Source organism: Glutamicibacter sp. HZAU, assembly GCF_004100365.1.
Classification (GTDB): Bacteria; Actinomycetota; Actinomycetes; order Actinomycetales; family Micrococcaceae; genus Glutamicibacter; species Glutamicibacter nicotianae.
Window position 1 is genome coordinate 76,555 of record NZ_SCKZ01000007.1, and the last position, 11,342, is coordinate 87,896.

11 protein-coding genes and 1 tRNA gene are annotated in these 11,342 nt (G+C 60.6%); 9 read left to right on the forward strand and 3 right to left on the reverse strand.

All coding sequences use genetic code 11. The annotated features are described in order from the left end of the window. Window positions 1–3 precede the first annotated feature (3 nt). The 3 genes from EKH49_RS12300 (at window position 4) to gabT (ending at window position 3,308) form a co-directional block, all read left to right on the forward strand. Entirely contained in the window at window positions 4–1,611 is a 1,608-nt protein-coding gene (locus EKH49_RS12300; protein ID WP_128471086.1) for a sodium-dependent transporter, read from the forward strand. 2 nt (window positions 1,612–1,613) lie between these two features. Next, window positions 1,614–1,757, forward strand: coding sequence for a methionine/alanine import family NSS transporter small subunit (locus EKH49_RS12305; protein WP_073705872.1), 144 nt, complete (start codon window positions 1,614–1,616; stop codon window positions 1,755–1,757). A 207-nt stretch (window positions 1,758–1,964) separates the two neighbouring features. Beyond that, a complete protein-coding gene (gabT, locus tag EKH49_RS12310; RefSeq protein ID WP_128471087.1) occupies window positions 1,965–3,308 on the forward strand; it encodes a 4-aminobutyrate--2-oxoglutarate transaminase in 1,344 nt (447 codons plus the stop codon). Window positions 3,309–3,402: 94 nt separating this feature from the next. On the opposite strand, the gene rarD is transcribed toward gabT, so the two are convergent. Next, window positions 3,403–4,341 carry an EamA family transporter RarD gene (rarD, locus tag EKH49_RS12315; protein WP_128471088.1) on the reverse strand — a complete coding sequence of 313 codons (939 nt, stop codon included), beginning with the start codon at window positions 4,339–4,341 and terminating at the stop codon, window positions 3,403–3,405. Between the two features lie 237 nt (window positions 4,342–4,578). Between rarD and htpX the strand changes: the two genes are divergently transcribed. Both htpX and EKH49_RS12325 read left to right on the forward strand, forming a co-directional pair. Beyond that, complete coding sequence (gene htpX, locus EKH49_RS12320) at window positions 4,579–5,457, forward strand: zinc metalloprotease HtpX (protein WP_066140830.1); 879 nt, start codon at window positions 4,579–4,581, stop codon at window positions 5,455–5,457. A 180-nt stretch (window positions 5,458–5,637) separates the two neighbouring features. Next, window positions 5,638–6,231: a hypothetical protein gene (locus EKH49_RS12325; protein ID WP_128471089.1), complete on the forward strand. Its 594-nt coding sequence runs from the start codon at window positions 5,638–5,640 to the stop codon at window positions 6,229–6,231. Window positions 6,232–6,349: 118 nt separating this feature from the next. Here the strand turns inward: EKH49_RS12325 and EKH49_RS12330 are convergent, their stop codons facing one another. Then, window positions 6,350–6,838, reverse strand: coding sequence for a YajQ family cyclic di-GMP-binding protein (locus tag EKH49_RS12330; RefSeq protein WP_128471090.1), 489 nt, complete (start codon window positions 6,836–6,838; stop codon window positions 6,350–6,352). 182 nt (window positions 6,839–7,020) lie between these two features. Here EKH49_RS12330 and EKH49_RS12335 point away from each other — a divergent pair. Further along, window positions 7,021–7,102 (forward strand) — tRNA-Tyr (locus EKH49_RS12335). Between the two features lie 140 nt (window positions 7,103–7,242). Further along, on the forward strand, window positions 7,243–7,617 hold the full coding sequence (trxA, locus tag EKH49_RS12340) for a thioredoxin (RefSeq protein WP_038992246.1): 375 nt from the start codon (window positions 7,243–7,245) through the stop codon (window positions 7,615–7,617). 25 nt (window positions 7,618–7,642) lie between these two features. Here trxA and EKH49_RS12345 read toward each other — a convergent pair whose 3' ends face one another. After that, the gene (locus tag EKH49_RS12345; protein ID WP_128471091.1) at window positions 7,643–8,605 is read right to left on the reverse strand and encodes a DNA-3-methyladenine glycosylase family protein; all 963 of its coding nucleotides are present in this window, start codon (window positions 8,603–8,605) and stop codon (window positions 7,643–7,645) included. 137 nt (window positions 8,606–8,742) lie between these two features. Here EKH49_RS12345 and EKH49_RS12350 point away from each other — a divergent pair, with 137 nt between their 5' ends. Together EKH49_RS12350 and EKH49_RS12355 are read left to right on the forward strand one after the other, a co-directional pair. Further along, window positions 8,743–10,107 carry a pyridoxal-phosphate dependent enzyme gene (locus EKH49_RS12350; RefSeq protein ID WP_038992244.1) on the forward strand — a complete coding sequence of 455 codons (1,365 nt, stop codon included), beginning with the start codon at window positions 8,743–8,745 and terminating at the stop codon, window positions 10,105–10,107. A 27-nt stretch (window positions 10,108–10,134) separates the two neighbouring features. Continuing rightward, window positions 10,135–11,292, forward strand: a complete 1,158-nt coding sequence (locus EKH49_RS12355) for a cystathionine gamma-synthase (RefSeq protein ID WP_128471092.1) — start codon at window positions 10,135–10,137, stop codon at window positions 11,290–11,292. Window positions 11,293–11,342: the final 50 nt, after the last annotated feature.

The window sequence follows — 11,342 nt, forward strand, 5'->3', positions numbered from 1 at the left end:
CACATGAGCACTCCATCTTCATCGCAGGGCGCTCCACTCGCAACAGAGAAGCGTGAGACTTTCAGCTCCCGAAAGTTGTTCATCCTCTCAGCGATTGGTTCGGCCGTTGGTCTGGGAAACATCTGGCGTTTCCCCTATGTCGCCTACGAAAATGGCGGCGGCGCATTCTTGATCCCGTATCTGGTCGCAATTCTCTGCGCCGGCATCCCGCTGCTGTTCCTCGACTACTCGATCGGCCACCGCTACCGCGGCTCCGCCCCGCTGGCTTACCGCCGGGCTAACCGCAAGGCTGAGGTCCTGGGTTGGTGGCAGGTACTGATCTGCTTCATCATCGCCATCTACTACGCGGCCATCATTGCCTGGGCCGCCATGTACTGCTGGTTCTCCATCACCAAGGCATGGGAAACGAACGCAGACGGCGCCTCCGGCTTCTTCATGAACGACTTCCTCAAGGTCTCGGACAACGTCAATGTCGGGTTCGACTTCGTGGGCAACATCTTCATCCCGATGTTCTTCGTCTGGCTGGTCACCATCGTGATCATGGTCGCCGGCGTGAACAAGGGCATTTCCCGAGCCAACGCGGTCTTCATGCCGCTGCTCATCGTGATGTTCCTGATCCTGGTCGTCCAGTCGGTCTTCCTGCCAGGCGCCATCGACGGCCTGAATGCATTCTTCACCCCCGACTTCGCGGCACTGTCCAACCCAGCGGTGTGGGCTGCAGCCTTCGGGCACATCTTCTTCTCGCTGTCCGTTGCCTTCGGCATCATGGTGACCTACTCGTCCTACATGAAGCGCAAGAGCGATCTGACCGGTTCGGGCTACGCTGTCGCCTTCGCCAACTCCAGCTTCGAACTGCTGGCAGGCATCGGCGTCTTCGCCGCTCTGGGCTTCATGGCCTACAACGCCGGCAGCTCCGTGGACGAGGTTGCCACCTCCGGCATCGGCTTGGCTTTCATTGCCTTCCCGACCATCGTGTCCGAAGCGCCGCTGGGCTCGCTGATCGGTGTGCTGTTCTTCGGCTCGCTGGTCTTCGCAGGCCTGACCTCGCTGATCTCCATTCTTGAGGTGATCGTGGCGGCATTCCAGGACAAGCTGGGCTGGAAGCGCGTCCCAGCGACCCTGGTCGTGGGCATTCCGGTTGCAGTGATTTCGCTGGTGCTGTTCCCGACCACCACTGGCCTGTACCTGCTGGACACCATGGATGCCTTCGTCAACCAGTTCGGCATCCTGGCCTGCGCCTTGGTACTCGTGATCGTCTTCGGTGCCGGCCTGGGCATGCTGCCGAAGCTGGCCAAGCACCTGAACCGCCATAGTTCCATCAAGCTGGGAACCGGTTGGAAGGTCCTCGTTGGCGGCATCGGACCAGCAGCCTTGGGCTACATGCTGATCAACGAATTGCAAAGCAAGATGGCCGAGTCCTACAGCGGTTACCCTGTCTGGTTCAACGGCATCTTCGGCTGGGGCATGGCCGGTGCGCTGATCGTTGGCGCGATCGTGCTCTCGCTGATTCCATGGAGCAAGAACTCGAAGATCGATGACCCCGAGTTCGACCAGCATCGTGCGAATGTCGAGGCCGAGGAAGTTCCTGAAGTCGCTGGAAAGGAGTACTAGCCATGAGTGCCATCGCGATTGTCTTCATGATTATCTCCATGCTCACCATCTGGGGCGGCCTGGCCGTCTCGCTGATCAACCTGAGTCGTCATCCTGAAAAGCAGGACGACGATGTGATTGAGCCAGCTGGCTCGGCAGGAAACTAGAACCTGCACGCAGCATCAGGATTAGAGGCCTCTGCGCTTCAAGCTACGGCTTGGAACGCAGAGGCCTCTTTCTTGTGCAAATGCACTAGGCGACACGGAATGCGTTGTGCCATTCAGCGTAGTCCGGTGGTGGCCAGGAGAATACTCTCTAGTTATAGAGAAAACTGGGCAAGCGAGCTCACCAACAAGTTCTGGAAGGACAAGCACATGGACGTTACCTACCGCATTGATCAGAAGCGCAAGATCAACGGTCCGTTCCCCGGCCCGAAGTCGCAGGAGCTGACCGCCCGTCGAGCCAAGGCAGTTGCCGCAGGCGTGGCTTCCAGCCTGCCGGTATACGCCGCAGAGGTGGATGGCGGCATCATTGTCGATGTCGACGGCAACCAGCTGATCGACCTGGGATCCGGCATCGCGGTGACCACCGTTGGCGCTTCGAATCAAGCGGTAGCCAAGGCCGTCGCCGAGCAGGCAGCCCGCTTCACGCACACCTGCTTCATGGTCGCCCCGTACGAGAACTACATCGAGCTGGCCGAGAAGCTCGCTGCCATCACCCCGGGCAACTTCGAGAAGCGTGCGGTCTTCTTCAACTCCGGTGCCGAAGCGGTAGAGAACGCCATCAAGGTCGCCCGCATTGCCACCGGCCGCCAGGCAGTGGTCGCCTTCGACCACGCCTACCATGGCCGTACTAACCTCACTATGGGTCTGACCGCCAAGGCAGCTCCATACAAGCGCGGCTTCGGACCGCTGGCACCGGAGATCTACCGCATGCCAATGAGCTACCCGTTCCGCGAGGAAAACCCGAACATCTCCGGCAAGGAAGCTGCCGAGCGCGCCATCCTGGCCATGGAGAAGCAGATCGGTGGCGACCAGATCGCGGCGATCATCATCGAACCGATCCAGGGCGAGGGCGGCTTCATTGTTCCAGCCACAGGCTTCCTGCCGCGCATTGCCGAGTGGGCCAAGGAAAACGGCATCGTCTTCATTGCCGACGAAGTCCAGGCAGGCTTTGCCCGCTCCGGCGCATGGTTCGCGTCGGATATCGAGGGCATCGAGCCTGATATCGTCACCCTGGCCAAGGGCATTGCCGGTGGCATGCCGCTGTCGGGCATCATCGGCCGCGCCGAACTGCTGGACTCGGTGCACGGCGGCGGACTGGGCGGCACCTACGGCGGCAACCCGGTAGCAGTGGCCGCAGCCCTGGAATCCATCAAGTTCATGGAAGAGCAGGACCTGGCGGGCCGCGCCCGGCAGATCGAAGAGAAGTTCTTCACCCGCTTCGGAGCGCTGCAGAAGGAGATTAAGGAACTGGGCGACATCCGTGGCCGTGGCGGCATGGTCGCGATGGAATTCGTCAAGGCCGGGGGCAAGGAGCCGGATGCCGCACTGACCAAGGCGATCGCCGACGAATGCCTGGCCCAGGGTGTGCTGATCCTGACCTGCGGCACCTACGGCAACGTGGTGCGCCTGCTGCCGCCACTGGTCATTGGCGACGAGCTGCTCGAAGATGCGTTCAACGTCCTGGAAGACGCCATCCGCAAGGCTATCGCCTAAGCAGCTGCGATCTAGGCCGAGTACGGCGAAAGCCTCGAATCTCCCTTCGGAGATTCGAGGCTTTCGCTTACTCAGTTCTCATGCCAACCGGTGCTCAGCCCAGCTTCTTCGGTTCGGGCATGGAACCAGTGCGAGGAATTCGCATCATGTCCACGAGTACGAAGATGACTGCAACCCAGACCAGTGCGAAGCCAACCCAGCGTTCAAATGGCATGTGCTCGCCGAAAACCAGCAGCCCCAGGATGAACTGCAAGAGCGGGGCGAGGAATTGGAGTGAGCCCAGCGTGCTCAATGGCAAGCGGCGAGCCGCACCCCCGAAGAGCAATAGTGGAACAGCGGTGATGATGCCGCTTCCGGCCAGGAGCAGGAGACCCGGAACGTCAGCCGAGAACAGTGCCGACTGATCGGCAGCAGCCAGCCAGATCAGATAGCCGAAGGCCAGCGGGGTCAGCCAGACGGTTTCAATGGTCAAGGATCCCAAGGCGGTGCCGCTTTGGCCCACCTTGTTCTTCACCAGACCATAGAAGCCAAAGGAGAATGCCAGCCCGAGGGAAATCCACGGAACCCGTCCCAGTCCGACGGTCAGGACAACCACGGCAACAGTGGCGACGCCGACGGCGATCCACTGCAGGCGACGCAATTTTTCCTTCAGGACCACGACGCCCAGGAGGATCGCCACGATCGGGTTGATGAAGTAGCCCAACGATGCTTCCAGCACATGCCCGGTCAAGACAGCCAGCGCGTAGAGCGTCCAGTTGGCCGCGATCAGAACACTGGCCAGTCCCAGCTGCCCCATGGCCTTGGCGTCCCTGAACATGGCCAGGAACTGCTTGAACTGGCGGGTGAATGCTAGCAGAAGCAGGCAGAAAACCAGCGAGAAGATTACCCGGACGCCAACGAATTCGAGGGCCGAGATGGCAGGCAGCAGTAGGAAGTAGGCCGGGAGCATGCCCCAAATCAGGTATGCGGAGGTGCCTTGGATCAGCCCATAACTATGTTCCGAGCGGATCGGTTTGGCAGTACTTAAGGACATGCAGGGCGCACACTTTCAGAATCGCAATAGGTCGGAGGAACGGGCTAGCCGGAAATAAGCTGTGGCACCGCATCTTAAAACTACAACGTCCAGCCTCCCGGTATATTCCCCTGCCCTGCGGGTGCCTGCACCCGGGGCGCCGATGTGGTCTTCTCACCGGAACATATTTGGAATTCCAGTCGTTGACTAGACTAGAGAACACCAACTTGGTTTGCTTCATTGAGGGAGTGCATCGCCGTGCATGGACATAACAACGGACTCAAAACCGCCTTTTTGATGGGTGGAATGTTCGCCCTGCTGCTGGCCATCGGCTCGCTGATTTCCGCGGGTACCGGCCGTTCGATGTTCATATGGATCTTCGCCTTGATCGGCCTCGCAAGTACCGCCTACAGCTATTGGAATAGCGACAAGCTGGCCCTGCGCTCAATGCATGCCTACCCGGTCAGCGAAGCGGAACAACCGGAAATGTACCGCATCGTGCGCGAGCTTTCGATGAACGCGCAGCAGCCGATGCCGCGCCTGTATGTTTCCCCAACCACTTCGCCGAATGCCTTCGCTACCGGCCGCAACCCGCAGAACTCGGCGGTGTGCTGCACCGAAGGCATCTTGCAGCTGCTTAACGAACGAGAATTGCGTGGTGTGCTGGGCCATGAACTGATGCACGTCTACAACAGGGACATCCTCACCTCATCGGTGGCCGCGGCCATTGCCGGCGTGATCACTTCGGTGGCGCAGTTCCTGATGTTCTTCGGAGGCGGCAACAGCAACGACAACCGCGGGGTGAACCCGATCGCTTTGATTGCCTTGTCGCTGCTGGCACCATTGGCTGCGTCCATCATCCAGATGGCTGTGAGCCGCACCCGCGAATACGACGCCGACGAAGATGGTGCCAAGCTGACCAATGATCCCCTGGCGCTGGCCAGCGCGCTTCGCAAATTGGAATCGGGGATCTCCCACGCTCCGCTGGCGTCGAATGACCAGAAGCTGGTCAACAGCTCGCACCTCATGATCGCCAACCCCTTCGGTTCGCGCCTGAAGCGCATGTTCTCCACCCACCCTCCGATGGAAGATCGCATCGCGCGGCTTGAAGCAATGGCCGGCGGCCGCGGGTACTAAGCCGAATGCGCTGGAGCAGGTGACCGCTCCTGCGGATCGACCTGTTATAGCAGCGCTCCATGGGCGATCGGAGACTCGCGTCTGCGGGAAGTTGAAGCCCTGGGGGAAGCCTGAAAGGCGATAACCCAGAACCGTGATCGCGGCATGCTCCTCATCAACAGACCACGAGGTGAAAGAAAAATGACGGACGGCGAAATCCGTTTTCCTTCGCTGGGTGATGCGATTGCTGGCCGGTTGACGACAGGTGTGGTGAAGGGAGCGGTTGCCCTCCTGCTCGCGTGGATCATTACGTTGTTCATCGATGTCGACATGGCGTTTGACAGGATCGCGGTCGCACTAGTTCTTGCGTTTGTCCTATCCGAGATTGCGGACGCAGTCATTGAGCGGCCCATCGTGCTCCGCGATCGCAGGCCCAATCCAGGCGGGTTTGCCTACGTTTTCCTGCCGTTCACGGCGTCAATAGTGATCAGTTTTGTTGCTTCTTACGCTCTCCACCGTTCCATAAGTGCCAGTGCAGTGGTGACGGCTGCAGTGGCAATCTGCAATTTGGCAGAGCTGCTCTGGATGAAAAGTTGGATTCCTGGGCCGACTCCTGAGGAAGAGCAGGCCACGATCGATGAATTCACGGCGATGACGAAGGAGCATTTTGCCGACGATGTGGAGGAGACCAAGCGTGGTGCCAGGGAGAGGACCCGCGACAGGTACTACAAGAAGAAGGCCCGTGACGAGGCCAAGGCGCAAAAACGCAAAGGCGATGGCAAACGGACACGTTGAGCAGTCGGACGAGAGTTTTCGGTAATCCAGCAAAAAGCCGGGGGCCGTCACCCATCCACCACGGATGGGTGCCAGCCCCCGGCTCTTGCGAAGTACGCCTAGCAGGCTGAGATGAGCCCTACCGGAAGTTCACGAACTGCAGGTCTGCTTCTTCGAAGTCGCGCAGCAGAGCCATGGTGGCCTGAAGATCATCGCGGGACTTGGACGAAACGCGCAGCTCATCGCCCTGGATCGTGGACTTGACGCCCTTAGGTGCCTCATCGCGGATCAACTTGTTGATCTTTTTGGCGACATCCTGGGCGATGCCCTCCTTGATGCTCGCTTCGATGCGGTATTCCTTGCCCGAAGCGAAAGGGTCACCGGCATCCAACGACTTCAGCGAAATGCCGCGCTTGACCAGTTTGGACTGGAAAACATCCAGTACAGCGTTGACGCGCTCTTCCGAGTTGGCCTTCATCAGGATCTTCTCGCCGCTGAAGTCAATTTCAGCGCCTACGCCCTTGAAGTCGTACCGCTGGGAGATTTCCTTCTGGGCCTGGTTCATCGCGTTGGCGACTTCCTGGCTGTCAACCTTGCTGACGACGTCGAATGTGGAATCACTAGCCATGTGAATACTCCTAGTTGAAACGGGTCTGATTCGCTTCATAGCCTACCGGTTTTAACCACTAGATTCGGGGTGTGATCAGGCTTACAGCAAAAATGCCCCTCTCGATTTCACAACTCCGGAAAACTCCTGTAGAGTTATTTCTCGTTCCGACAAGAGCAAATGTTCTTGGAGCGAACGTACTCGGCAGATTACCCGAGTGGCCAAAGGGGGCTGACTGTAAATCAGCTGGCAACGCCTTCACTGGTTCGAATCCAGTATCTGCCACAAAATAACTCCCGGATCCCAGGATCCGGGAGTTTTTTGCATCCGGCGAGCTTGCACGGCCATCAGGTTCGTTTTATTCCCGTGTCCAACCAAGATCACCTTTCTACGTATTTCAAATAAGGATCGGCTACCGTATAACCATGGCAACGAAAAATGTGAGCGAAGACGAATTCGCGCAGCTGATTGATGAGAACGACATCGTCCTGGTGGACTTCTGGGCTGCCTGGTGCGGTCCATGCCGCAATTTTGCGCCGGTGTACGAGCAGACTTCCGAGAAGTTCCCCGATGTAGTGTTTGCCAAGGTGGATACCGAAGCGGAACAGGGCTTGGCCCGCGCTGCGAACGTCACCTCGATTCCGACCATCATGGCGTTCCGCGAGAACGTCCTCGTGTTCTCGCAGGCTGGTGCGTTGAACCAGACTCAGCTCGAAGACCTTGTTACTGCAGTCAAGGGCATTGACATGAGCGAAGTGCATAAGCAGATCGCAGAGGAAGCCGCGCAGGCAGACTCCTAGGAATTCCCAGAATCTTCGGGCTCCCTTACCGCCGCCGGTGATCCAGCGGTGCGTATCGGGGCCCGAAGCTTTGTTTCCGCTGCCCGGAGAGCTGCAGCAGACGGACCACGCGTTGCCGATGCGGGGCATAGGGAGCCAGCAGCTCAAGCATCTGCGCATCGCTGATTCTTGAACCGGCAAGCACCTGTCCAACAAAATCTGCCAGATGGAAATCTCCCACCGAAATATGGTCGGCAGACCCATGGGAACGCTGCAGTGTCTCGGCAATGCTCCACGGGCCGATGCCCGGCACCGACGCCATCGCCGCGTCCAGGGTTCCCGGTGCCATTGCCTTGGGCTTTGGCTGGTTGATCGGCTTATCTGCCCACCACTGCAAGCTGCTGGCAACCCGCACCACACGCGCCATCGTGGTGGCCCGCTGCCCCTCGACACGCGCTGCTTGCCAGTCCCACCGCTTCATCGTTGCCAGTTTCTGCGGACCGGGGAAAATCATCAGGCCCTCGGGCGCCGGGCCAGGGGCCCGATGGCCCAGATTGCGGATCAGCCAGCGCCACGCGTAATTCGCTTCGATCCCGGTGACCCGCTGTTCCAGGACCGCACCGGCCATGTGCTCGAAGATCCTGCCAGTGCTGGGCAGAACGAAATCAGGATGCTCGAAGCGGGCACGCGCGACGACCTCCGGGAACTTGCCTTTTTTGACTCCCGCGTCGAAATCGGTCCAGTCATCTTTCGCACCCAGCAAGTTCGGTGCCGATTCCATGGCCCACTGGGCGCCAGGACCCCAGGCCTGCAATGCGGCTGGCGAGCTGGGGGAGGGCTTATGGATATGCAAAGTTGCATCCCCGAGCGGCGTTGGAAAGGCCAGCCACGCCTCGGTCTGCGACAGGCGGATCGTCGGATCGCCCAGGCCGCGGCGCAAGATGCCCAAGGTCTTGGGCAGGGCCAGGGGGCGCTGCGGATCGTAGCTGGCGGTCAACGGCTTCTCCATGAAACGCATCCTATAACCTCGTGCTCGGGATTCCGGGGCCAGCATCGTTATCACCAGGGAAAAGCATCCGTCCACTGCGTGACGTTTCGCTACGCCTCGGAACGACATGTATGACATCCGCCGGTAAAGTTCTTGACATGAAGTATGCGTCCACAGTTCTAGACCTGATCGGCAATACCCCTTTGGTGAAGCTCAACCGAGTCACCGACGGGATCAAAGCTACCGTACTGGTGAAGCTCGAGTACCTGAATCCGGGCGGTTCTATCAAGGACCGCATCGCATTGAAAATGGTCGAGCGCGCCGAGGAATCCGGCCAGCTCAAGCCAGGTGGAACCATCGTGGAACCGACCAGCGGCAACACCGGCGTCGGCCTGGCGATGGTAGGCCAGCTCAAGGGCTACAACACCATTTTCGTCACCCCCGATAAGGTGGGCGAGGAAAAGCGCGACGTGCTGCGCGCCTACGGTGCCAAGGTAGTAGTTACCCCAACCGCGGTGGCTCCGGATTCCCCCGAGTCCTACTACGGCGTATCCGACCGCCTGGTCACCGAAATCGATGGCGCATACAAGCCCGACCAGTTCTCCAACCCGGGAGCTCCCGACAGCCACTTCGAGACCACCGGCCCGGAAATCTGGAATGACACCGACGGCAAGCTGACCCATGCGGTCATCAGCGCAGGAACCGGCGGCACCATCACCGGCACCGGACGCTACCTCAAGCAGATCTCCGCTGACCGCGCCTCCGGCCCGGTGAAGATCATCGCCGCCGACCCGGATGGCTCGGTCTACTCCGGCGGTACCGGACGCCCCTACTTTGTCGAAGGCGTCGGCGAAGACATGTGGCCGGGAAACTACGACCCCTCCGTGCCGGATGCCGTGGAGCCGGTCACCGACGCCGAAGCATTTGAGATGACCCGCCGTCTGGCAAAGGAAGAGGGCCTGCTGCTGGGTGGTTCCTCAGGCATGGCTGTCGTCGCCGCGTTGCGCGCCGCCAAGGATCTGGGCGAAGACGACGTGGTGGTCGTGATCGCACCGGATGGCGGCCGCGGCTACCTGGCCAAGATCTTCAACGACCAGTGGATGCTGGACCAGGGTTTCACCACCGATGAATACTCCGCGCTGGACTTCATCGGCGAGGCGCTGGCCAAGCAAGGCACCGCGACAGTGCCCTTGGACACGACCCTGGCCGAGGCGGCCAAGGCGCTGCGCGAGCAGGGCGATGACGCGCTGGTCGTAGCCACTGCACCATTGCCTGCGCGAATCGGCGAGATCCGCGGCGTAATCGGTGCCAGCGACATCACCGACGCGCTGCTGGCCGGTGCAGAACCAACCAGCACGCTGGCAGATCTGGGCGACCTGGCAATGCCATTCATTGGCACCGCAGACACCCCGGAGCATGCGCAAGACTTGCTCAAGAGCCACCCGGCCGTGCTGCTGACCAAGGGCGGCGAAGTGATTGCCGCGGCCACCGCAGCCGACCTTCTGGCCTACACCACCCGCTAGAGACTTCACCACAAAGGATTGATATCGATGACTGAAAACCATCAGGGCGCAAACACCCGCTTTGTCCACGCGGGCCAGGAATTCGAACCGGTTACCGGCGCGGTAGTTCCGCCGCTGCACTTCTCCTCCACCTACGCGCAGGACGGCATTGGCGGCCTGCGCAACGGCTACGAGTACGGCCGCGGCACCAACCCGACCCGCGACTCGCTGCAGGCGCAGCTGGCCGGCGCCGAATTCGGCAACCACGCTTTCTCCTTCAGCTCGGGCCTGGCCGCCGAGGATTCGCTGATCCGCGCCATCCTGCGCCCGGGCGACCACATTGTGCTGGGCAACGACGCCTACGGCGGAACCTTCCGCCTGATTGACCGCGTCCTGGGTGCATGGGGCATCGGCAACACCCCGGTGGACATGGGGGACGAGGCGGCCCTGGCCGCTGCCATCGAGAAGAACAAGGCGAAGCTGGTGTGGGTGGAAACCCCGTCCAACCCGATGATGAAGATCACCGACATCGCCAAGGTCGCTCAGATTGCCCACGCCGCCGGCGCACTGCTGGTCGTGGACAACACTTTCGCCAGCCCGTTCCTGCAGCAGCCGCTGACCCTGGGGGCCGACATCGTGGTGCACTCGACCACCAAGTACATCGGTGGCCACTCCGACGTGGTGGGCGGCGCGGTGATCGTCAAGGACGCCGAGCTGGCCGAGAAGATCGGCTTCATCCAGTTCGCCGTGGGCGCCGTTTCCGGTCCCATGGATGCGTTCTTGACCACCCGCGGCCTGAAGACCCTGGGCGTGCGCATGCGCACCCACTCGGAGAACGCCGCGCAGGTTGCCGGGTGGTTGCGTGAACGCAGCGAGGTCGAGCGCGTGCTCTACCCGGGCTTCGAAGACCACCCGGGCCACGAGATTGCCAAGAAGCAGATGTCCGGCTTCGGCGGCATGGTCTCCGTCCAGTTCAAGGGCGGCGAATCGGCGGCCCGCAAGATTGCCGAGAGCACCAAGCTGTTCACCCTGGCTGAATCCCTGGGCGGCATCGAGTCGCTGATGAACTATCCGTCGGAGATGACCCACGCTTCGGTGAAGGGTACCGAGCTGGCAGTGCCAGTGAACCTGCTGCGCCTGTCGGTCGGCATCGAGGATCCGGCAGATCTGATCGAAGATCTGGAGAAGGCCTTCACCAACCTGTAAGTGCGCATAACGCAAAGGACCTGGGTTCTGCTGCCCGCCAAGGGCAGCAG